General features: G+C 56.0%; 23 protein-coding genes. 5 read left to right on the top strand and 18 right to left on the bottom strand.

Annotated elements, in window-relative coordinates:
• Nucleotides 1-63 precede the first annotated feature (63 nt).
• Nucleotides 64-858 carry an inositol monophosphatase family protein gene (locus BMZ40_RS16870; protein ID WP_092378644.1) on the top strand — a complete coding sequence of 265 codons (795 nt, stop codon included), beginning with the start codon at nt 64-66 and terminating at the stop codon, nt 856-858.
• Here the strand turns inward: BMZ40_RS16870 and BMZ40_RS16865 are convergent, their stop codons facing one another.
• The 4 genes from BMZ40_RS16865 to BMZ40_RS16850 all read right to left on the bottom strand — a co-directional run bounded on the left by BMZ40_RS16865 (nt 859) and on the right by BMZ40_RS16850 (nt 3,255).
• A complete protein-coding gene (locus BMZ40_RS16865; protein WP_092378641.1) occupies nt 859-1,065 on the bottom strand; it encodes a hypothetical protein in 207 nt (68 codons plus the stop codon).
• A gap of 189 nt (nt 1,066-1,254) precedes the next feature.
• On the bottom strand, nt 1,255-1,545 hold the full coding sequence (locus BMZ40_RS16860) for a hypothetical protein (protein ID WP_092378638.1): 291 nt from the start codon (nt 1,543-1,545) through the stop codon (nt 1,255-1,257).
• 136 nt (nt 1,546-1,681) lie between these two features.
• Nucleotides 1,682-2,527 carry a menaquinone biosynthetic enzyme MqnA/MqnD family protein gene (locus tag BMZ40_RS16855; RefSeq protein ID WP_092378635.1) on the bottom strand — a complete coding sequence of 282 codons (846 nt, stop codon included), beginning with the start codon at nt 2,525-2,527 and terminating at the stop codon, nt 1,682-1,684.
• A 59-nt stretch (nt 2,528-2,586) separates the two neighbouring features.
• Nucleotides 2,587-3,255, bottom strand: coding sequence for an adenylate kinase (locus BMZ40_RS16850; protein WP_092378632.1), 669 nt, complete (start codon nt 3,253-3,255; stop codon nt 2,587-2,589).
• Nucleotides 3,256-3,393: 138 nt separating this feature from the next.
• Here BMZ40_RS16850 and BMZ40_RS16845 point away from each other — a divergent pair, with 138 nt between their 5' ends.
• Nucleotides 3,394-4,200, top strand: a complete 807-nt coding sequence (locus BMZ40_RS16845; RefSeq protein WP_092378629.1) for a hypothetical protein — start codon at nt 3,394-3,396, stop codon at nt 4,198-4,200.
• A gap of 150 nt (nt 4,201-4,350) precedes the next feature.
• Nucleotides 4,351-4,632 (top strand): hypothetical protein, encoded by a 282-nt coding sequence (locus BMZ40_RS16840; protein WP_092378626.1) that lies wholly within the window; start codon nt 4,351-4,353, stop codon nt 4,630-4,632.
• 25 nt (nt 4,633-4,657) lie between these two features.
• Here BMZ40_RS16840 and BMZ40_RS16835 read toward each other — a convergent pair whose 3' ends face one another.
• The 14 genes from BMZ40_RS16835 to BMZ40_RS16775 all read right to left on the bottom strand — a co-directional run bounded on the left by BMZ40_RS16835 (nt 4,658) and on the right by BMZ40_RS16775 (nt 20,360).
• Nucleotides 4,658-5,899, bottom strand: a complete 1,242-nt coding sequence (locus BMZ40_RS16835) for an ISL3 family transposase (protein ID WP_092378623.1) — start codon at nt 5,897-5,899, stop codon at nt 4,658-4,660.
• Between the two features lie 284 nt (nt 5,900-6,183).
• A complete protein-coding gene (locus BMZ40_RS16830; protein WP_092378620.1) occupies nt 6,184-8,457 on the bottom strand; it encodes a phosphoethanolamine transferase family protein in 2,274 nt (757 codons plus the stop codon).
• 150 nt (nt 8,458-8,607) lie between these two features.
• Complete coding sequence (locus tag BMZ40_RS16825) at nt 8,608-9,513, bottom strand: ISL3 family transposase (protein ID WP_092378617.1); 906 nt, start codon at nt 9,511-9,513, stop codon at nt 8,608-8,610.
• Between the two features lie 32 nt (nt 9,514-9,545).
• Nucleotides 9,546-9,740, bottom strand: a complete 195-nt coding sequence (locus tag BMZ40_RS19375) for a hypothetical protein (protein ID WP_143075682.1) — start codon at nt 9,738-9,740, stop codon at nt 9,546-9,548.
• A 552-nt stretch (nt 9,741-10,292) separates the two neighbouring features.
• On the bottom strand, nt 10,293-11,336 hold the full coding sequence (locus BMZ40_RS16820; RefSeq protein WP_092378614.1) for a GSU2403 family nucleotidyltransferase fold protein: 1,044 nt from the start codon (nt 11,334-11,336) through the stop codon (nt 10,293-10,295).
• A 54-nt stretch (nt 11,337-11,390) separates the two neighbouring features.
• On the bottom strand, nt 11,391-12,173 hold the full coding sequence (locus BMZ40_RS16815; RefSeq protein WP_092378611.1) for an ABC transporter permease: 783 nt from the start codon (nt 12,171-12,173) through the stop codon (nt 11,391-11,393).
• Nucleotides 12,170-13,033, bottom strand: a complete 864-nt coding sequence (locus tag BMZ40_RS16810) for an ABC transporter permease (RefSeq protein ID WP_092378608.1) — start codon at nt 13,031-13,033, stop codon at nt 12,170-12,172. Before BMZ40_RS16810 ends, BMZ40_RS16815 begins: the two co-directional genes overlap by 4 nt.
• A 1-nt stretch (nt 13,034) precedes the next feature.
• On the bottom strand, nt 13,035-14,249 hold the full coding sequence (locus tag BMZ40_RS16805; RefSeq protein WP_092378605.1) for an ABC transporter substrate-binding protein: 1,215 nt from the start codon (nt 14,247-14,249) through the stop codon (nt 13,035-13,037).
• Nucleotides 14,240-15,217 (bottom strand): ABC transporter ATP-binding protein, encoded by a 978-nt coding sequence (locus BMZ40_RS16800; RefSeq protein WP_092378602.1) that lies wholly within the window; start codon nt 15,215-15,217, stop codon nt 14,240-14,242. Before BMZ40_RS16800 ends, BMZ40_RS16805 begins: the two co-directional genes overlap by 10 nt.
• A gap of 10 nt (nt 15,218-15,227) precedes the next feature.
• Complete coding sequence (locus tag BMZ40_RS16795; protein ID WP_092378599.1) at nt 15,228-16,343, bottom strand: NAD(P)/FAD-dependent oxidoreductase; 1,116 nt, start codon at nt 16,341-16,343, stop codon at nt 15,228-15,230.
• A 132-nt stretch (nt 16,344-16,475) separates the two neighbouring features.
• Entirely contained in the window at nt 16,476-17,426 is a 951-nt protein-coding gene (nudC, locus tag BMZ40_RS16790; RefSeq protein ID WP_092378596.1) for an NAD(+) diphosphatase, read from the bottom strand.
• 53 nt (nt 17,427-17,479) lie between these two features.
• Entirely contained in the window at nt 17,480-18,373 is an 894-nt protein-coding gene (locus BMZ40_RS16785; protein WP_092378593.1) for a radical SAM/SPASM domain-containing protein, read from the bottom strand.
• Nucleotides 18,374-18,575: 202 nt separating this feature from the next.
• Nucleotides 18,576-19,007 carry an ACT domain-containing protein gene (locus BMZ40_RS16780; RefSeq protein ID WP_015773015.1) on the bottom strand — a complete coding sequence of 144 codons (432 nt, stop codon included), beginning with the start codon at nt 19,005-19,007 and terminating at the stop codon, nt 18,576-18,578.
• Between the two features lie 51 nt (nt 19,008-19,058).
• A complete protein-coding gene (locus tag BMZ40_RS16775) occupies nt 19,059-20,360 on the bottom strand; it encodes a phenylacetate--CoA ligase family protein (protein WP_092378590.1) in 1,302 nt (433 codons plus the stop codon).
• Between the two features lie 278 nt (nt 20,361-20,638).
• On the opposite strand from BMZ40_RS16775, the gene rsfS reads away from it, so the two are divergent.
• Complete coding sequence (gene rsfS, locus BMZ40_RS16770; protein WP_092378587.1) at nt 20,639-21,001, top strand: ribosome silencing factor; 363 nt, start codon at nt 20,639-20,641, stop codon at nt 20,999-21,001.
• Nucleotides 20,998-22,530, top strand: coding sequence for a 2,3-bisphosphoglycerate-independent phosphoglycerate mutase (gpmI, locus tag BMZ40_RS16765; RefSeq protein ID WP_092378584.1), 1,533 nt, complete (start codon nt 20,998-21,000; stop codon nt 22,528-22,530). The genes rsfS and gpmI overlap by 4 nt, the downstream gene beginning before the upstream one ends.
• Nucleotides 22,531-22,700 lie beyond the last annotated feature (170 nt).

The following is a 22,700-nucleotide window of genomic DNA, read 5'->3' as shown; positions in this document are numbered from 1 at the left end:
AAGTTGCATATTTACCGGACTGAAGACGAAGCGCAAGCAGAATTCAGTAAACGGAGGGAAATCATGGATAAACAGTTGGTGGACGGTTTTTTGGCCTGCGTGCGGCAGGCGGGCGGTGTGGTGCGTGCGCAGTGGAGCGACGCCAAGGAGATCACCTTCAAGGGGCGCATCGATCTGGTCACCCAGACCGATCTGGCGGTGGAGAAGCTGCTGCTTGAGGGTTTGCCGGCATTGCTTCCCGGCTCGACGGTCCTGGCCGAGGAGTCGCACGAATCCCTCGCTCCCGGCGCGCTGACCTGGATCGTCGACCCGGTGGACGGCACCACCAACTACGCTCACGGCCTGCCCATTGTGGCTGTGTCCGTGGCCCTGTGGAAGGACGGACGGGTTGAGATGGGCGCGGTCTACGTGCCGATGCTCGAAGAGCTTTTCTGGGCTGTGCGCGGCCAGGGCGCTTTTCTGAACGGGACCCGCATCGGCGTAAGTCGCGAGGCAAGCATGCAGAATTCCCTCATCGCCACGGGATTCCCCTATTCCTTTTATACTGAGGTGGATCAGATCTGCCTGCGGCTGCAAAGGGTGCTGCTCGCTTCCCAGGGCATCCGGCGTCTGGGTTCGGCGGCCGTGGACCTGGCCTACACGGCCTGCGGACGGTTCGAGGGATACTACGAGACCGGTCTGAAGCCTTGGGACACCGCAGCCGGATGGCTGCTGGTGGAGGAAGCCGGGGGGAAGGTCGGCGGTCTGGAAGGAGCGTACGGCCTTGGCGGCCACATGATCGTGGCCACCAACGGCCTCGTTCACGAGGACCTGCTGGCCTTGCTTCGTCTTGAGGACGCGGCGGAGCGCGCCCTGTGATCAGGTGCCGGTTTTCAGGGAAGAGGAAAGAGGGATGAGGTCTCCCTTGGAATTGTACAGCGATCCGCCTTCCGTATCCTTGCCGGACGTTTCGCTGTCAGGGGACTGGTTCTTCTGCTGTCTCTTTTTTTGATGTCCCATGTCCCAGGAAAGCTGGCCTTCTCTCCATCTTCCCTGAGCCTGGGGTTTGTCCACGCGCAAACTCATCTTCGCCTCCTCGGCCGTCCATGGCCACGGGTATTGCGTCAAAAGGGGCGTCCATGCCCTGTTTGATGTATCGGACGATCGGCGAAAAACTTGAATTTGCGCGCACCCAAGAAATGCAAAAGGCCCCGGATGCACGCACCCGGGGCCAGATTGCGGGACTTTCCCGCAATGAGCGTCATGTTCCGTTTCTCATCCCATATCGTCGAGAATGGTGCCCCGGCCCGTATAGGTGGGCATGAGCACATCCTTTTGAAACGAGTATGAGTCCTGGGTCCTGTTTTGATGACGGTTCGTGTTCGCGTTCATGGTATCGAGCGTTTTGGTGACCACGGCCGCCCCGAATGTTTCCCTGTCAAAGGGCTGAGCATTCGAGGCGCCTGCGCCGTTCATGTAGTCGAGGGTTTTCCCGACCACGGCGGCTCCGAAGGTTTGCTTTGCGTAGCCCTGGGAGATGCCCCCAAGGGTCCCTTCAATGTCCATAACTCCTCCCTTTCGTGTCGGAACATGACGCCTGATCAATCTTATCGGCTAGAGTACATGAAAACTTGAGGTCGGGGAAGGGCCGGTGGCGCTGAGTCGGTGATTCGTGAGTCCAAGGGGATTGTCGCGGATGGCTTCAGGCGTCGAACCAGCGTAGCCCCGGCATGCCGGGCAGCAGTCCCTGCTTTGTGCAGCGCTCGCCAAAGAGGGCCAGGGAGGCCTGTTCGGCGGGGCCCAGCCCGTAACTCATGGCGAGCCAGTAACGAAACAGGTTCGGACTGGTCAGCCAGGCCGGAAGCTCGGGCAGGCGGGACAGGGCATCGAAATGGCTGTCCAGATCGGCGGTAATGGCGTTTATGTGCAAGCGAAGGCGTGCCAGCTGTTCTCGAGCGGTGGCGGACAGCGCCCGGCGTACGATCCAGACCGCGAAAACAAAAGGCAGTCCGGTCCAGTTCGCCCACTCGGTGGCCAGATCGACGATATGGTAGCCCGCAGGCGGATCAACGAAATGGCGCAGGGCGAGGTTGCCGATCTCCAGGAAGGGGCGTCCGGTGGACAGGCCGTGTCCGGGTTCGACGGTCATCCAATGCGGCTCGGGCAGCTTCCATTTCTGGAGCCACAGAATTTTCAGAAGGGCGGTGGAGGTGGCCGATGCCCCGGTCAGGCAGACAGGACCCGGGTTGCGGGCCAGCCACCCTGGCAGTTCTTCCAGGGGAGCCGGAGAGAGAAAGAGGACGCTCTGGACTTCCTTCTGGGCGCAGATCGAGGCTCCGGGAAGGAGAACATAGTTTTCGGCGTGGAGAAGATATTCGAAAGAAGAGGACGGCGAGATGTCCAGTTCGCCCTCGGCCAAGGCCCGGTTCAGTTTGCTGGGGTGATCGGGCACATAGTGAAAGTCCGGACCTTCGGGGCAGGTTTTGGCCAGAAGGTGGAAAATGTGCCAGATGTTGAGATAGTCGATTCTGCCGATCTGAAGTGTCATGATAAATAAAAAAGGCGGGGCTTGCCCCGCCTTTCCTCTTCTTGAGATGAACGCCTGGCTTACAGCTGAGCCATGAGGGTGGCGCGGATGTCGTCGATGGAACCTTCGCCGTCGAGTTCAATGTACTTGAAGCCGAATTCCTTGGACAGGTTCTTGTAATAATAGGAAGCCGCCAAGGTGCCGGTGTTGGCATCGTAGTAGATGTTGTGGCGCTTGTCGATGGCGTCTTCATCCTGGTCGTCGGCACGGGCGGTGAGCTCGCCGCCGCAGACGCGACACTTGTCGCCGTCGGGCTTGATGGCGTCGATGAAAATGTTGTTGGGATGGTTGTTGTCGTTCTTGCAGAGGCGACGACCCATGATGCGGTTCTTGGCTACTTCGCGGGGCAGGAGGATTTCAATGACGAAGTCCAGCTTTACGCCGTCGGCCTGCAGTGCTTCCCACAGCTTCTGGGCCTGCACGATGGAGCGGGGAAAGCCGTCCAGCAGCCAGCCGTTGGGGCTCGCGTTCTTGAGTACGTCGAGGACCATGGGGATGGTGATGTCGTCGGGAACGAGCTCGCCGCGATCGATGTAAGCCTTGGCCTTCAGGCCAAGCTCAGTGCCGCCGCCGATGTGCTTGCGGAAAATCGCGCCGGACTCGATGTGGTCCAGATCGTACTTCTTCTTCGCCAGGGAGCCCTGGGTTCCCTTGCCACTGCCATTGGGTCCGAAAATCAGAATATTCAAGGCGTAAACCTCCTGTAAAAAATTTCACAAAGTACTATAGCCAGCCCTTGAGCCTGTCAATCAAAGATCGGAAGCGCGCTTGTCAGGACTGATTGGGGTGCGTAGAGTCGCCGTAAATAAGCACTGAACGGGGGGCGCATGGGACTTCTGGATGAATGGGGCAACGCGTTGGTGGAAGAGGGACTGCGCGAGGCGGCGGATACGTTTTTCGGGGCGCGCACGGCCCTTGAGGATGAGATCGCTTTTTTCGAGTCTCAAGCCGCCAAGCTCAAGACCCAGGTTGAGAACATCCGGTCTTGGTTCGCTGGTCTCAACTGCCTGCTCGGGAACGAGGCCGACACACGCTTTCTTTTCGATTCGCTGGGCGTGACCCTTGATGATCCGACCCTCTACACGCACAAGGTTTGCAGCCTGCAATTCCGCAGGCCGCGCAGTTTCACCCGCAAGGGCCTTTTCGCCAAGACCGTGTGGGAGATCTACGAACCGTTGGCGCGCATGATCGAGTCCTATATGCACGGGGCTCCCTACTCCGACCCGCTGCATCCCGGCCGGGTGATGATATCCGTCAATCATGATCATCTGCGCAAGTTGTGCGACGAGATCAACACCCGCATCAAGTCCGTCAACGAATCCAACCGACCCTCCGAATCCCTGGCCTTCGCCAAGCGCATGGATCAGACCCAGGTGTTCAAGGAGTCCGTGACCGGCGGCGGTGGACAGACCTGGACCCTGGACCGGGACCTGGCCTTCGCGCCTCTGGTATTCGAGGACTTAGATTTGCCCGATTTTCCGGATCTACCGCTGGACGCCAAGGCGCGTGCGACGCTTGAGGAATGCTGCGCGAAGATTTTCAGCCGTCGGCGTGACCATGTGGATTCCATTTTGGACGAGGTCTTCGATCCTGAAGACAAGACGATCTGCGTGCTGGACCGGCCCGGTCGGTAGTCCGGAACGGCCCCCGATCATTTTTTTAGCTTCGCCCTGTGTAACCCGTAAAATTTGGTCCGTAATTGTGTTTTCGTCTAAAGTCTGACAAGTGATGCTATGACTTGTGATTCTTTTGACTGTTCGGACCGCGAAATGAAGGAGGCGACAATGCAGGTGAAAGCGAGCGAACTCTTGGCGAGGATCAGGGAAATGTATCCGGAGATCGAGAAGAACGGCATCCAGACATCGTGTTTTTACGACGAAAAGACCGAAGCTTGGGTGGTGGAATTCACGCACGACGAACACTCTCTGGATACCCATCTGGACAAGAAGGATGTCGAGGACTGTCTGGCCGGGAAAAAATGCATTCACATGGGCGTTCAGATCGGCCGATTCGTGGAAAGCTATTGTCTCAAGGATGACGTCTGCCCGACCGACATCAAAAAATAGGGTTCTTCGACGTTTAATGTGGAATTCATGAAGTCACCAAGACCTGAATCGGAGCCGCGATCAGGTAGACCATGGTGATGAAGTTCTCCACATTTCGGTATCCTCGGGCTCTGGCTCTCGCCGCCTGGAAAAGGCCATTGTAGCCTTCAAGCCTCGCATTGGTGTGCAAGGAGTGCCAACGATGAAGTATTCGCGGCAAGTGCCTCTCGAAGCTTGCAAGTGCGCTCCGCACAGGCTCCAGGAGCGGGCAGTTGGCAGCATACTCCGCCGCATGCTTGAGAAAATGAGTGATGCGCCACTTGGCGGCCTGCTTTGATTCGGCCCGCCGCACCCAGCGCAGAAGTTCTTTGACACGGTAGGCCTTAGCGGTAGCGAAACCCTGCTCGACGAGCTCCAGGAGAGCATTTTCTTGGTGCTGCGTGCGCTCTTTTTCAGCGCCCTTGAGCACGGCCCAACGGGTGTGGTCCGGCAGCTTTGTCTGCCTGGCTTCTAGCTTTCTGACGTCATCTACGGCCTTGGTGAAGAGCTGGACTACATGGAACCAGTCGACTGTCACCGAGGCGGACTTGAACTCCTGTTCGACTGCGGAGAGGAACGCCGGCGACATGTCACAGACAACTTCGACGATGTTCTCGGGACGACCCTCATGGGCTTCGATGAACGCGCAGAACTTCGTCAGGCAATCCTTGCCCTTGCCGGGAGTCGCAAAGATCACGGGCTTGTCGGATCGGTCCAGGTCGATGAAGACGGTAATATAGTTGTGGCCTCGCTTGGATGCGGTCTCGTCCAGGCCGATTGCCTTGAGGCTCTTCAGGTCCAGTGCGGCGATGGCTTTGGACACATCGTGGCGGACGATGCGCCACAAGCGCTTGTCCGTGACCTCAACGTGGCGGGCCACGGCGTTGACCGGCATCTCGCGGACGAGGCTCATGACCACCTGCTCAAAAAGCAGAGTGAAGCGACTGCCTTCCCTGGCCCATGGTGCTTGCACTCGTCGGATTCCGTGTTCCGGGCAGTTGATTCTCGGGAGTCGGGCCGTAAGGTAGCAATGATGCTGGAAGAAGTTGAGATGCCGCCACGTGTACTCCTTGAAGTCATGCGCCTTGCACGCGGTCCCGCACTCAGGGCACGGATACAGCGCTCCACGGTCGGCACCGATCTCCAGATGGAGCTTGGTTGGCGTATGTTCTGTATCAAGGCGTTGACTCATAACTTTCCAAGGTGGCGTGAGACCAAGACCCAAGGCGAATATTTGTTCGGCAAGCATGGCAATCCTCCTGAGGGAGGGCTATCCAAACTGGGCGAGGTCGGTCAATTCCACATTAAACGTCGAAGAACCAAAAATATCAACACTATTCTCGGATACTTTCAGATCAACCTTATCAACAAACCAAGGGGCTTTGACTCCAAGAATCTGCGCGTAAAGTTCGGTGTCTCTCATCGGCGTCCTCCGTGAGAAGACTCCTAACCAAGTCATTTACCCACAGCAATTCCGGAAGGACCTAATAGACATGCTAACGTCTTCGGCAACATTGGCCGCTTCCATAAAGACTAAAGTTCGCCATCAGTGACAACCTTGTAAACAACGAAATCGAAAGTGTTGCTACCCATCATCATATTAGTTTTCTTAATAATATTCAAATCATCTAAAAAATAAACAAATTTTCCTCCTGAAATGAACTTATTAAAATCAATATCAATCTCTTCTCTGTTTAATAAATATATGCAATTTTTATCATCACCCTTATTATATATATCAAAATTTCGCAACAAATTCCAATTACCCATACTCGACATCGTCTTATCAAGAGGAAGTAAGAGCAATGTTTTGTCAATTATATTATAATTGACATTCAAATTATTTAATATTGCCAATACTCTGGCATAATTATCATGAGAAATATTATTTATTCGAAGCAAAAGACGTTTATAGTTCCAATTTTTCATTTGATTTAAATAAATATTCAGAGCCAAGCCTGAATTTTTATGTTGATCAGCGACTAATAAATTTTCACTAAGTTCGTCATACATTAAATCAATTTCAACACCATCAAACCCGCTTTCTTCTGCGATCATAATTTTTTTAAGAGTGTTTGTTTTTCCTGAAATACAGAGACTGTCGAAATGCGATCTGATTCTCTCAACATTATCCTTAATGACTCCAGTAGTGATGTCTTGTAATTTTTTCTTGCCATGTAATATATATACATCCTCATAGCTAGAATAAAAAACATCACTCAACTTAACGTCAATTCCAGATAAATACTTGATAATATCATTCGTCCTATCATTCGTAAAATAATTACCAACATATTTCATTAAGATATTTAAATCACTTTTAAAATTATTTATAAATCCATTTGAAGTCCATACAAAAAAAGGAATAGAAAATATATCTGTATTCATTTCTTTAGAATAATCGTGTTGGAAATTTCCAACCACACTTTCACCATGATCACTAACATATACAATTGCTACATTATCATCATCTTTAAATGTTTTTGACAATGATTCCAAAAAATAATCTGTGTATGCAATACTTTTATCATAAGAATCGATTTTATCTATCTTGTCTGGTTTATGAATTCCGTAAAACCCAATCTCAATGTCCTGAAGATTAGGAGTGAAATCTTTAGGATACCTATATTTGTAATGAAAATGACTTCCCATCAAGTGAACGACAACAAAATTTGATTTTGAAAAGTCGACGTTCTTTCGAATATGATCAATCAACTCAAAATCATATTTTTTAGACCTATTTAAATATTGCACAGTGGAAAAATACTTAAATTTAGATTCATTCAAAAGTGGAAACAAGTATAATGCTCCCTGGAGCTGACCTTGATTTGAAAACCAGTATGTATTAAAATTGAATTTACTTAAAATATTTATGACAGAAGGAAGAGTTGGAATATCATCAAAATGTTTTTGCCCGGATTCACTTAAAATCAAGGGAACAGTCAACGCAGTAAGTGCGTGGGATGAAAATGCGTTTTCAAATAAAAGAGCCTTTCCCTCTTCAACCTGTTGATTCAGCCAAGGTGTCGTATCTCTGAAATACCCATATGCTCCCATATGATTCCTGGTAACTGACTCTCCTACGACAAGAATGATCGTTTTATTTTCCGCAACAGACCTCAATACATAATCGGGCACTTGAATACTCTTTCTCTGCTCGACAATTTCAAAACTTCTTTTATATGTTTTAAAATATGACTTTACAAGTCTTACCATCATATTCTTTTGGTCAAAATCTTGATGTAGACACACATAAGCTACATAAACAACTGACAATAAGCTCATCGCAAATCTTACAGATAATTTCAAATTATTTAAATTACTACATTTAATACGTGAAAATCTACTTAAAATACCTGGAATATTGATTAAAGTGCAAAATAATATGAAGTATACAAAAAATCTTAACCCCACAAATATTTTCAAACCCTCTAAAGACTCATTGACGTTTGTTTGAAGAACTCCAAGAAGCTGAGTCTCCCCAAATTGACCGTATACATGATAATACGACATCACCAAAGAAGACATCACAATAAAAATAAAACAAATTAAAAGCATTAAAAATTTAAAAAAAGCAGAAAAATATCCATAAAATCTATTATTACTTCGAATAGAGACGATAATCGATGGAACAAAGCATATGCCATACAATATAATTATATACTTTGGATCTAGAGGCGTGATCGCTACAAATTGAACTAAATACCATATCCACATACAAATAATCATAGAAAACAAATATTTCTTATTTATAAAAAAACTTGAAATACAAATTGAAAACAATGTAATTGATATGATTAGATCCATATTATTTCCTTTGTGAATTTTCGCATCGACTACGTTTATTGGATTAACGTGGAATCAAACCACTCTTTTCAACCTGAATCCGTGGACAACTGCTGTCAAAACTGTCCACTCTAAATTTTGGTCCTTCCGGAAACTCTGTGGGTAACGAGTTCAAACTGAACTCGGGTACAGATCGAGTCCGCCGCAGAAAAAATAGATCGCCGTCTTGAAATGATCCTTGTTGCTGTACCCACACGCCTTTCGCTTGATGCTCATGATCTTGCTGTTCAACCCTTCGGCGACGCCGTTGGTGATCCGGTGGCGGCAGAAAGTCAGGATATTTTCCATGACATGAAATCTGTCGTGGACGATTTTGGCTCCGGCATCCGGCACATGCGCCATGGTCGCCGTGAAATATGGCTCCCACATATCCATCGCGATGGCCCTTATGGATTCCAGTTGGCCTGGCGAGAGCCTGCGGTAATATTCCTCCAGGCTGCTCTTCTTCCGCTCTTCAGAAACATGCTCGACCGTGCTTCGCATAAGATCGCAGACGATGGTCATGTAGGAGTGCCCTTTGCGGAATGCTTTCTCGTCCACTCCGAGATAATGAATCGGACGGGCCTCCTTGCGTGAAAGGCCTCGTCGAACAGCCCGCTCCATTACTCCCCAAACCTCATCCCATGTGAGTTTCAGCAAGCGCCGAGAGCCTTCCACTGTCGTGCGCTCTGTGAGCACATCTATGATCCAGCGTTCCATGAGCAACGTGAAGCGCGACCGTGGTTCAGCCCAGGGCACAAGCGCCTGGTGCACTCCATGCTCCGGACATTCCACTCGCGGAACTCGGGCATGAAGTAACATCTTGAACTGACACGTATCCAGATGGCGCCAGACTCGTTCCCCTGCATGGTCCCGACAGGGCAGAAGCTTGCCGCATTCTGGGCAGGGCCAGCGCTCCCCTGGGCCATGATCTAACCAAATATCAACACTATTCTCGGATACTTTCAGATCAACCTTATCAACAAACCAAGGGGCTTTGACTCCAAGAATCTGCGCGTAAAGTTCGGTGTCTCTCATCGGCGTCCTCCGTGAGAAGACTCCTAATCAAGTCATTTACCCACAGCAATTCCGGAAGGACCTGTTTTTTTGAAAAAAGCAGATTTTTTTATTCTAAGCATGCAATTATGTATAGCATGTGATATTCCGTCAACACAACCATCAGCAAGTTCCATTGCTGTTATTTCATTTTCAACAGCGTTATTTGAAAACGTTGAACTAAAAAATATTAGTTTTAATTTTTTCATTCGTTAATATTTTTGAAAAAATTGATCTGTCACGATTTGCTATGCCGATGTATAACATCAATAAGTTTTCATTTGTTATCTTTGAACTTTTATTATATAGTTTTTCTAATTCATTTCTAATATTTTGGAAAATAGAATTTGAAACTATTTCAGATTATATGCATTTTCACATTTTTCAGTTTTATTTTCTGTCAATCGCTAATTTTCATCGCATTTTTCGAGATTAAAATTTTTTTAACAGGTGTAACAATTGAATTTGTTCTGATTTTATCAATAAATGATTTTGTCATTATAAATGATTGTAGTGTTAGATTATTTGTGGATTTAAATTAATATTATTTAATGATTAAATTCATTATCGATGTATGCATATTATAATATCTTTTAGCCATGCCACATCTAAAAAATCTATCACGTCTAGATCTTTTATCAGTAAACATATAGATTAAAACCAATCACTCGACTGAAATTGTATCAATATTAATATTGTCTTTCTTTGGATTGTTCGGCTAGTTCCGTTACAAGGAATGAACGCTACAACTCGAATAATTATCAATATATCTCGCAGGTTTCGGCAAGACTCTGTTTGACAGCCACATTTCCAAGTCCCCCAACCCCATCTTTAAAATACGCGTTCCATTTCGGCCCCCGACCCTTGAGGTCTTTATAAGCGCTGCGCAGTGCATCCGGGTCATCTTCAAGGAGCAGTTCGATGAGCTGTTGCGCCTGGAGCAGATCCTTGCGCTTTTTGGCTGTTTCGATCGAATTCCGTCGTTGCGAGACGATTATCTTGTGCAGTGCGAAGCGTGCGGGGGACGGGACTTGAGTGGGCGCGCCGCCGCCGACGAGCAGGATCGTTTCAACTGGATCAACCACGAGGTAGTCGAGCAGTCTTTGCGGTTGTCCATGACTCCCGAGTTTCAAGGAGTGAATGGGTCCCCTGTCCGGACCGGTGAAGGGCATGAGCACGTCAAGGCGGATTTTATCTTGATTTATGTAGGACACCGGCGGGGTTCGCGGGTCCATGCCGGGCACTTCGCGGAATGTTTCATCCAGCCCCGTGAGCACTTCCAGCAACGGGATGTTGACATTTTTTCCCATCGCAAGGGAGATTGTCTCGGCCTGGGTCATGTCGAGGTCCAGGGTGTGAAATGCGGATTGCCCGAATTTTGCCCCGAGCATCGCGCCGTATGCCTGGAAAGCGATGGTCCCTACTACGAGTGCCCGCTCAAGCACGCCTGCCTCATGCAATCCAAGCAGAAGATTGGCCAGCTTGCCCGTCGGCGCGGCAACTCCTGACGACTTGAGCGTGCTGATTATCTCCATGCGTCCGTTGTATCCCGCCTTGGCCGCCTCGAACGCAGCCACCTTGGCGGCGAGACCCTGATCCTCGACAGGCCCGATATATTCGCGCTGCTGGTATTTTCCGGAGGTGGTTCGTCTGCTTTTCTGGAAATACCAGTGCTCCTGATCACCGACCGGCACCGTGACAATGCTGCCGCTCAACGGCCATACTTCGGGGTTGCGGGGTTCCGACCTGCACTGGTCGACAAGTTCGGCAAAGAGGCTGTGTGTGATGAGCGGAAGTCGTTTCATGCTGCAACTATAATTCAATTTGAAAATGAAGTATAGTCGCGCGTGCGTAAACTCCTATCGCATCCGCCGTTTGCGGTAATATCTGTACAGCCCCAACTCCAGCACGATGAAGAGCGCGATGGGCACTGCCAGGAAGACCAGGGTCACCAGGGCGCCAAGGCCCCGGTTGGAAGAGGTGATGAGCGGGAAGAGATAGCCGGTGAAGGACGCAACGCTGCCGCCTCCGATCAGGAAGACCAGGAAATATTCGGAAAAAGCCACCAGAAAGACCACGCTTCCGCCGGCGGCCATGGCCGGAAGCAGCAGCGGCATCTCCACCTCCAGAAAGACGGTCCACGTCGATGCTCCCAGATTGCGGGCGCAGATTCCGTACTCGCGGCCCATGAGCGAATAGCCCGTGGTCAGGGCGCGCAGCATGTACGGATAACTGATCATGGACAGGACCAGGATCACGCCGGGCGCGGTGTCGGCCAGGCCGATCTTGATGAAGATGAAGTGCAGGCCCATGGAGAAGGTCATGGCCGGAACCAGGGCCGGGAGCAGGAGCAGGCCTTCGAGCAGGTTTTTTCCGGCAAAGGACCCAAAGGCCAGCACCTGTGCCGGGAGGATGGTCATGGCCAGCGTCAGGGCCACTGTCGCCAGCGAATAGCCGAGCGAGCTGGTCAGGGCGGTCAGGAAGGGGCCCGGACGGGCTGCGAGGAAGCGCAGTCCGTCGAGGGAAAGCTCCGGCCAGAGTTCCGGAAATCGCCAGCCCGGAGCCCCGGCCTGCAAAATGAGCACGACGACCGGCAGCAGGAACATGAGGACCAGGGCGATGATGGTCGGGGCGTGTCTCACAGCTTGCGCCTCCATCCGTCGAGATAGGCTGCGAAGCGGTTGTAGAGCATGGCGAAAAGGGCGGCGAAGAGGAACATGAGTGTCAGAATGGCCATGGCCAGCGGGCGCTGGTCAAGGTCCCTCAGGAAGAAAATGTCGTAGACCCGGATGGAGAGCATGCCGGGGTGCGATTCGCCGAGCACGAAGGGGATGTCAAAAGAACCGAAGGCGTACAGAAAGAGGATGATGAAGGCGCTGTGCATCGCGGGCAGGAGCCGGGGCAGGGTCACGGTCCGGAAGGTGCGCCAGGGACCGGCTCCAAGCATGCGCGCCGTCTGGATCAGTCTGGCATCAAAACCGAAGAGCACGGCACCGACCAGCAGCAGGGAAAACGGCACGCCCTTGAGGAGAAATGCCATGATCATGCCCAGTCCGCTGCCCGTGTGCAGGATGTTCGGGAATTCTTCCGGGGAGGCGATGAGGCCCGTCTGGAAAAGGGCGGAGGACACGAGCCCCGTCCTGCCGAGGAAGAGAAGGACCAGAAACGCCACCGCCACATGAGGCAGGATGAGGCCGACCTTGGAGATGACGCCTACCCGGCGCAGTCCGGGGGGCATGCGCCACAGGGCCAGGGCCAGGACGGTGCCGCCCAGGACCGAGCCCGCCGCCGATACGAGGGCCACGAACAGGGACAGACCCAGAGATAGACCCATCGCCGGATCCTGGAACAGGGCCCGGTAGTGGGCAAGGGTCGCCTCCCCTGTGCCCAGCGGCAGGAGGAGACCCAGGCTCTGGGCCAGGGTCAGGGCCATGCCTGCGCAGAAGAGTGCGCAGTATGGCAGCAGCAGGGGCGCAAGGCCCCGAAATATCCGGCGTTGCATTTTAGTGCCCGAGAATGAACGTGTCCCAGTCTCTTTCAAGAAGCTCCAGATATTCAGGGCTGATCTCCGGCACGGCGGCCGCAGAGAGGACATCCGTTCCAAGAGTGGCCGCGCCCAGGTCGACCTCGTCAAAGGCCTTGCGCTGCGCCTCTTCGAGTTTTGCAACTTCAAGAGCGGGCAGGTCGCCCCAGTTTTCGGGTCTGAATTTGGAGAGCTGGGCCTCGGGACTCATCAGGAAATTGGCCAGGACCATGGCGCCCGCCTTGTTCGAGGCATTGAAGGGAATGGCCGTGAAGTGGGTGTTGAAGATGGCCCCCTCGGCCAGGACAAAGGTCCGCACCGTTTCCGGGTAGGTCTTTTCCAGGATTTTCATCTGCGCGTGGGCCGGGTGATAGGACATGGCCATGTCGATTTCGCCCCGCGCGAACAGGGTGTCCAGCGCGGCGGCGTCCTTGGGATAGGTCCGCCCCTGCTGCCACAGGTGGGGCTTGAGTTCGCCAAGCCAGGCAAAGGTCCTGGGGGCGTTCTCGGCATAGAGATCGGCGTTGAAGCCGTTCATGTACTGCTCGTGACCGCCCGTGGTGGCGTAGAAGACCTGACGCAGGAAGGCCGAGCCCGTGAAGTCCGGGGGCTGCGGGTAGGTGAAGCGTCCGGGGTTGGCCCTGATCCAGTCGGCAAGTTCGGCCAGAGTGGCCGGAGGCATTGGCGTGCGGGCCGTGTCGTATTCGAAGACGAACTGGGCCCGGCCGTAGGGTGCCTCGAAGCCGTTCACGGGATAGCCGAAATCATGGGCTGATTTTTGCGGGTCATACCAGGCCGTGAAGTTCGGCAGCCTGTCCGTGAAGGGCCCGAAGAGCACGCCGGCCTGCATGGAGTTCTTGAAATTTTCGCCGTTGATCCACAAGAGGTCCATGGTCCCGGTGGTCTTGCCCGCAGCCTTCTCGGTCAGCAGCTTGTTGACGAAGACCGGCGCATCCATGGGCACACGGACCACGGTTATGTCGTGCAGTCGTTTCATCTCGGAGGTCACGAAAGTGTCGATCCACTGATTGATCTGTGCGCTGCCTCCCCACATGTGCCAGCGTACCTCGGTGCCGCGCGCGGACTTTTCCAGACTCGCGAAGTCCTGTTGCAGCACGGAGGTCTGTTCCGGAGTCTCGGAGCATCCGGTGGCCAGGGCCGCAAGGAGTATGATGAAAAGTAATCTTATGCGCATGAATCCTCCGGAAGAGAGCCGCTGAAGATGGGCGGATACTGGTTTGAAACGCGGATGTGCATCCTGTCCCCTGGCTGCCCCATGGGTTCCAGGGCGTAGACTACGAGGTCCTGGTCCAGAACACGCAGCGTGTAGCACAGGTAGTGCCCCGCAAAATGCGTGGCCGTGATGACGGCGGGGCCGTCCGGGTCCGGTTCCAGGCGCAGGGCCTCGGGTCGCAGCCAGCAGGTCTCAAGGCCCAGGAGGCGGGCCAGGGGGGCGGTGATGGTGTTGACCGGCCCCAAAAAGCGCGCCGTTTCCATGTCCACGGGCCGCCGGTAGACGTCCAGCGGCGGAGCGTATTGGCGCAGGCTTCCCCCGAGCATGACCCCGATGCGGTCGGACATGGCCAGCGCTTCCTGCAGGTCGTGGGTCACGCAGATCGTGGTGATGCCGAAGCTGCGCTGGGTTGAGCGGATGAAGAGGGCCGTCTCCATCTTCAGGTTGCGGTCGAGGTTGGCAAAGGGCTCGTCCAGAAGCAGGAGCGAGGGTTCAAGGACCATGGCCCGGGCAATGGCCACGCGCTGCTTCTGTCCGCCCGAGAGCTCTGACGGATAGGCATCCCGCCTGTCTTCAAGGTGGAAATAGCCGAGCATGGGCAAGACCTTGTCCCGGATGGCGGCCCTCTTCATCTTCCGGGCCTTCAGGCCGAAGGCGATGTTCTGGAAGACCGTCATGTTCGGGAAGAGCACGTAATCCTGAAAGACGAGAATGGCCTGGGGCCTTTCCCTCTTACCGCCGAAGTGGGTGACGGTCCCGCTTTCGGCGGCCTCGAGCCCGGCGATGATGTGCAGCAGGGTCGTTTTGCCCACCCCGGACGGCCCGACCAGGGAGACGAGGCTACCTCTGGGCACGTCGAAGCTAACGTCTCGAAAGACCTCAGTGCCGCCGAAGCGTTTGCCGAGGGCCGTGACCCGCAGCAGATCCATCGTGCTTGCCTCAGCGTTCAAGAGCCTGGAAATGACGCATGAAGCGTCGATCGATATAGTCCTTGAGCAAAAATCCCAGCCAGTTGCGGAACATGAGTGGTCCCTTGCTGAAAATGGCCGTGTCGTCGCCCATGTTGAAGAGGAGCAGGTAGCTTCCGCCGGGATCGAAGCGCTGCAGCCTGGTCCCGTTCAGGGCGGCGCGGACATTGCGCAGCAGGACCGGGTTTTCGCGCACGGCATAGACGCCGACCTTGTCCAGAGCCTTGGGCTCGAAATCGATGCAGTCGCCCCCGCCGAAAATTTCGGGATGTTGCACGCTTTGCAGCCATTCGTTGACCAGCAGCCCCCCCGTGACCCCCGTGGGCAGTCCCGAGTCGGCAAAAAGCCGTGAGGGGTGCACGCCCGTGGCCACGAAGACCATGTCCGGGTGATGATGTTTTCCGTTCTGGATGATGACGCCGTTGCGGATCTCGTCCACGTAGCCGTCTTCATTGATAGTGATGTCCTGAAGAGTGAGGGAGTCCCGGGCCATGGTCTGGATCTTTTCCGGAAAACGGCCCAGGAGCTGGCGTCCGGCAAAGAGGGTGATTCGAGGCGCGTGCCGCCCTCGCAGTTTGGCGAGCTTGCGCACGTTGCCCGCGATTTCGAGCGCGGCCGGGCCGCCGCCGACCACGGCCACATGGGGCTTGGTCCTGGCTGCGCAGAGAGAGATCACGGCCCGCTGCGCTTCCTGCAGCCGTTCGATGGGCTTGACAGTGAAGATGTTCGATGTGTCGCCGTGGATGTTGTCAAAGGGGATGAAGCTGCCCGCGTTGCAGGACAGCACGTCGTATTCCAGGGTGCTGCCGGAGGCCAGGGTGACCTGGCGCTGCTTAGCGTCTATGTGCGTGACCTTGTCCCGCACGAAGGTTCCGCCCATGCTTTCGACAACCTGGCGGGTGGCGAAGCGGATCTCGTCCGGAGTGTAGGTCGTACCGAGCATGCCTGGACCCATGCCGGAATAATAATGAAAATCGGATGGTTGTACGACGGTTACTTCGTGTCCTTCCCGGACCAGATCCCGCATGTGGGCCAGGATGGTCATATGTGCGTGGCCGCCTCCGGCCAGGAGCAGTTTTTTACCCATGGTTTTCTCCCGTGGTGATATTTCAAAACCGGCAGTCTGCTTTCATATCTTTAACCATAATCATCGGGCGGATGCAATGATCTGACCCGGTCCGGCCTGCCGCGTGGTTTGCCTGCCGCACGGTAAAGGGTTTCAGTCCCGGCCGATTTCGCCGCCAAGATACCAGGCGTCGAAGAGATGCCGGGCGATGGTTTCGGCCGATGGCAGGGCCAGTTCGCCGGAATCGAGCAGGGCGGGGATTTCGTGGCGTGCGAACCAGCGGGCGTCCTCGAGTTCGTCCTCGTCGATGTGAATTTTAGTGCTGGTCGCGCGGGCATGAAAACCGAGCATGAGCGAACCGGAAAACGGCCAGGGCTGGGAAGAAAAATAGTGAATGTCGCGCACCGTGACTCCCGTCTCCTCCATGACCTCGCGCAGGACTGCGTCCTCCACGCTTTCCCCGGGCTCCACATAGCCGGAGAGGGCCGAGTAGACACGTGGCTGCCAGAGGGACTGACGGCCGAGCAGGCATCTGTCACCCTGGCTGTCCCTGTGGTGCACCAGGACGATCATGGCCGGATTGACGCGGGGAAAATGCACCGCGCCGCATGCCGGATTGGTGCATGTCTGGGCCGGGGAGCCGGGCCTTGGCATGGTGGGGTGGCCGCACAGGCCGCAGTAGCGGGCCAGGCTGTGCCATCCCGCGACGGCGCGGGCGTATCCGAGCAGGGCGGCCATTTGCCTTGGCAGCACGGCCGCGTGCCGACGCAAGGGGACAAAGGTTCCAAGGCTGCTCAGGCATTGAACCGTGCCCGCCGGGAGGCGTTCGATGTTGATGGCGAAATAGCGGCGGCTGCCGTCATCGCCCAGGAGCATGGCCTGCAGATGGGCCCGGTCGCATGCGCCAAGCATGGGCGGGGCCAGCAGGAGCGGTTCGAGCCGGGTTCCGTCGAAGAGGATTTCGTCCCCCCGGACCACGACAAAGACGGCGTGCTTCGATGTCAGGCTTTTTTCCCAGTCAGGGGCATCGAGGGGGGCAAGTGGCTTGCGGTTCAGGACCAGGCCGGCAAAGGTGTTGAGGGCGGAGCGTGAGTAATGATCCATGAGGCACTCGGGATGGGTCTGCGTGTTCGGCGCGGGTTGTGCGCGGGGCGTGCTCAGCGTTGTGCCCTGCTTTTGAACCTGCGGCAATAGGTGCAGTGGCGGCAGACCTCTTCCACGAGCCTGCCCGCCGCGAAACCGGCGGCCATGGCCCGGGCCCGTGGCGAGTCCAGGATGGCGGTCAGAGGGGTATCATGGATGTTGCCCAGGGCGAGCCTCGCGTCCGCGTCGAGACAGCACGGGCAGACCGTGCCGTCGACCAGGATGGCGCAATGTGTGGACAGGGCGTGACAGAACCCGCGCGATCTTTCCAGCGTGGTCAGGTCGCCCGGCCATTCGAAGACCGTGTCCGTGTGCAGATAGATGCGGCCCAGCAGCCTTGAGCTCTTGCGTCCCGGCGCGGGGGGCTGGATTTCGCGGTCAAGGGCGGCCGCGATGCGGTGCAGGATCACCGCATTGAATTGGCTGTGTTCGGAAGCGTTGAGGCTTTGCAGGGTCCAGAGCCGGAAATTGATGAAGAGCTCGGGGCGCAGTTCCGCCGCGCGCAGGCTGAATTCAAGGATGCGTTCCAGGGTGTCGTGGTCAAGGTCCTCGCCCCGGCGCAGGGACTGCATGGAGAAATTGACCTGCCGCAGGGCCCGCGCCCGCATCAGCATGTCCGCCTTGCCGTGCAGCAGGGCGGCGTTGGTGGTCAGGTTGACCCCGATCCCTGCCGCCGCGCAAAGTTCAAGGATGGTCTCAAGGTGCGGATGCAGGAGCGGTTCGCCCATGACATGCAGGCAGACTTGGTCCGTGAGCGGTACGAGCTGATCCAGGACGCGCCTGAAGAACTCGGGGTCCATGCTCGCGGGGGGGCGTGTCGTTCCGGCGCAGAAGTCGCAGCGCAGGTTGCAGATGTTGGTGATCTCTACATAGACACGCTGAAATCGGAAGGATCGGGCGGACGTCACGCGTGCCTCGTGGTCCGGGCGTGCGCCGGTCTGGATGGCGCGGGACGGGGCGCGGCGGTGTTCGATCGGTTGACGGTCGGCATGGGCAGGACGGTGCGCACGTGATTTTCCCTTTTGGACGAAAAAGCCCCCGTCGCGGGACGAGGGCCGGGTTTGACTGCAAGAATGGCCTGCCCCGTTTCGGGCACGGCGCGATCTGGAATCAGAGGGTGTAGAGTTCGTCTCCGGACAGGATGCGCACGCTGTTCTTCTGCAAGACCTCGATGGCCTGGTCCGTGCGGTCGAAACGGAAGATGAGGATGGCGTTGCGGCCGCTCTGGGTCACGAAGGCGTACATGTACTCCACGTTCACCCCGCCCGCGTTGAGCATCTCCAGGATGGTGTGCAGTCCGCCGGGACGATCGCCCACCTCGGCGGCCACGACATTGGTGCGGCCCACGGTGAAGCCTTTGGCCTTGAGCACTTCCTTGGCCTTTTCGTTGTCGGTCACGATGAGGCGCAGGATGCCGAAATCGGAGGTGTCGGCCAGGGACAGGGCGCGGATATTGATCTGGTTTTCGGCCAGGGTCTTGGTCACTTCGGCCAGGCGGCCGGCTCTGTTTTCCAGAAAAACGGAAATCTGTTCAACTTTCATGATTCCTCCCGGTCTGGGGTGGGTGACGCTTGGTGGCGCCGGCCCAGTTGATTACGAGTTGCGCAGGTCGATGATGCGTTTGGCCTTACCTTCGGAGCGTTCGATACTCTGCGGTTCGGACAGGGTCACCTTGGCGGTGACGCCCAGGAATTCCTTGATATTTTTTTGTATCTTGGCTTCGATACGCTGTAAATGCCTGATCTCGTCGGAGAAGAGCTTTTCGTCCACCTCGACCTTGACCTCCAGCATGTCCAGGCTGCCCTGACGGGTCAGGATGAGCTGGTAATGCGGGGCCACGCCCTGGGTTTCGAGCAGGATGGTCTCGATCTGCTGCGGGAACACGTTCACGCCGCGGATGATGAGCATGTCATCGCTGCGGCCCTGGATGCGCGAAATGCGCCGGTGGGTGCGGCCGCAACGGCAGGGGATGGCCTCGATGCGCGTGATGTCGCGGGTGCGGTAGCGGATCAGCGGCTGGGCTTCCTTGGTGATGGTGGTGATGACCAGTTCGCCGGTCTCGCCCAGGGGCAGCTGCTCGCCCGTCTCGGGGTCGATGATCTCGATGAGGAAGTGGTCCTCCCAGATGTGCAGGCCGTCCTGGGCGTCGCAGCACTCCATGCCCACGCCCGGACCCATGATCTCGGACAGGCCGTAGATGTCGAGGGCCTTTATCTGCAGCTTGGATTCGATCTCGGAGCGCATCTTTTCGCTCCAGGGTTCGGCGCCGAAGATGCCCGTGTGCAGCTTCAGGTCGGAGATGCTCATGCCCGCCGCGAGGACCGATTCGTACAGGAAGAGCGCGTAGGACGGGGTGCTGCACAGGATGGTCGAGCCGAAGTCGCGCATGAGCATGACCTGGCGTCTGGTGCCGCCGCCGGAGATGGGCAGGATGGTCGCGCCCAGGCGCTCCACGCCGTAGTGCATGCCTAAGCCTCCGGTGAAGAGGCCGTATCCGTAGGCGTTGTGCACGATGTCGCGGCGGCTGGCTCCGGCGCACATGAGCGAGCGGGCCATCAGCTCGGCCCAGGTGTTCACGTCGCGCTGAGTGTAGCCGACCACGGTGGCCTTGCCCGTGGTGCCGGAGGATGCGTGCACGCGCACGACATTGTCCCGGGGCACGGCGAAAAGGCCAAAGGGATAGTTGTTGCGCAGATCCTGTTTCTCGGTGAAGGGCAGGTATTTCAGGTCCTCCAGGGAACGGATCTGCTCCGGCCGGACGTTCATCTCGTTGAATCTGCCCTGGTAGAAGGGCACGTTGTAGTAGACCTTTTCAACCATGGCCTTGAGCCGCTTGAGCTGCAGGGCCTCCAGTTCTTCCCGGGGCATGGTTTCGTTCGAAACGTCGTAAAGCATGGCTGATCCTCCAGGTAAAAAAAATGAAAAAAGCCGTGAACAAGGGGCTGTTCACGGCAATTGGAATCATTCGCGCGGCGTGCGCTACACCGTGGCCCCCTCACCGAAGGGGCTTCTAAATATCAGGAAAAGGTCTGAATCGATAATATACTGCATTGCAGACCTATGCCTTGACCCGCCGCATTCGTCAAGGTTTGCCTCATTGCCCTGCATGGAGAATTGACGTAGAAAATTTGAGTTTGAGCGATAAAATAGCATACGGAGTGTAAGCGAACCTTATGGAAGAAAAGATTGAACAGATCGTGACTTGGCTTTCGGACAAGAAAGGAACGAATATCAAAGCCCTTGACGTGCGGGGATTTTCCCCTCTGACCGAGACCATGATCTTTGTCACGGCCAGATCGGCCAAGCATGCCCAGTCCCTGGCGGACGAAGTCATGCAAAAGCTGGCGGAAAGGAAATGGGAATTTTTCGGCGTCGAGGGTATGCAGAGCGGCCATTGGGTGCTGGTCGATTGCAACGACGTCATCGTGCATGTTTTTCAGGACGAGATGCGTTCCATGTACAACGTCGAAGGTCTTTACTCACAGGCCACGGCTCTTGAGCTCCCCGCGAGCGTCACGGCCGGGGAAGGCAAATGAAAAAGCCCTGCGTGCTCCTCATTCTGGACGGTTGGGGCAAGGCCGCCCCTGGTCCGGGGAACGCCGTCAGCCAGGCCCGCACACCGCGCATGGACGCGCTTCTCTCTGCCCACCCAAAGGGAGAACTCAAGTGCATGGGCCGGGACGTCGGCCTGCCTGACGGCCAGATGGGCAACTCGGAGGTCGGGCACCTGAACCTTGGCGCGGGGCGGATCGTCTATCAGGACATCATGCGCATCAACCTGGCCATAGAGGACGGTTCCCTGGCCGCAAACCCCGTACTGGCCGAGCTTGCGGGCGCGGCCAGGGGGGGCTCGGGGCGCGTGCATCTCATGGGCCTGGTCTCCGATGGCGGCGTGCACAGCATGCAGGATCATCTCGTGGCGCTGATTCGATCCTTGAGCGATCAGGGCGTGGCGGACATCTGCGTGCACGCATTTCTGGACGGCCGGGATACGCCGCCGCGCAGTGGCCTGGGCTACATAAAGGCCCTGGAGGCCGATTTGGCCCGCATGGGCGCGGGGCGCATCGTTTCGGTCTCGGGGCGCTACTACGCCATGGACCGGGATCAGCGCTGGGATAGGGTCGAGCTGGCTTATGCGGCCATGACCGAGGGCCGGGGGCTGACTGCCGTCAGCGCGGCCGATGCGGTCAGCGACGGATACGCGGCCGGGGAGAACGACGAGTTTGTGAAACCCCGCGTGATCCTGCGCGATGGGCAGCCTTCGGGCCTGATCGGGGACGGCGACGCCGTGCTCTTCTTCAACTTCAGGGCCGACCGGGCGCGCGAGCTGACCCGTGCCCTGACCGAGGATGATTTCACCGGGTTCGCGCGGCCGCGCAAGATCGCCCTGTCGCGTTTTGTGACCATGACCCGCTACGAAAAGGATTTTGGCCTGCCCGTGCTCTTTCCGCCGGTCAGCCTGGACCGCATTCTGGGCCAGGTCGTGTCCGAACGGGGCATGCGCCAGCTGCGCACGGCCGAGACGGAAAAATACGCCCACGTGACCTATTTTTTCAACGGCGGCCAGGAAACGCCTTTTCCTGGAGAGGACCGTGAACTTCTGCCTTCGCCCAAGGACGTGCCCACCTACGACTTCAAGCCGGAGATGAGCGTGAACAAGGTCACGGATACTCTTGTGGCGGCTCTGGAGTCGGGGAACTACGACATGGTGATCTGCAATTTCGCCAACCTGGACATGGTCGGACACACCGGGGTCATCCCGGCCGCCATCAAGGCCTGCGAGGCCGTGGATCAGTGTCTGGGGCGGGTTATGGATAGCGTGGTGAAGATGGGAGGCACGCTGCTGGTCACGGCGGACCATGGCAACGCCGAGGATATGCTGGACGCGCAGGGCAACGTGAAGACTTCCCACAGCCTGAATCCCGTGCCCTTCGTCTACGTGGGGCCGGGAAACTTCAAGGTGCGCGACGGTCGCCTGGCCGACGTGGCGCCGACCATCCTGGCCATCCTCGGGATTGAAAAGCCCGTAGAGATGACCGGAGAGAGCCTGCTGTTGCCGCTCTGATCAGAAGGTGCGCTGAAGAAAAAGTCCCCACGATAGGGGGAAACGATCCGCCGGGAAACCGGCGGTTTTTTTTGTGGTGAGGAGGCGGGCCTTGTTGGCCCGGTCAGGCCGCTTCGAAACTCCCTCGTGGGCCTCGTACGGCGTAATCGTTGCGTGCAGGGCGTAAAAGC

The organism is Desulfomicrobium apsheronum (assembly GCF_900114115.1).
In the GTDB taxonomy this organism is placed as follows: Bacteria; Desulfobacterota; Desulfovibrionia; order Desulfovibrionales; family Desulfomicrobiaceae; genus Desulfomicrobium; species Desulfomicrobium apsheronum.
The sequence above is the reverse complement of the archived record's forward strand: the minus strand, read 5'-3'. Positions and strand labels throughout refer to the sequence as shown.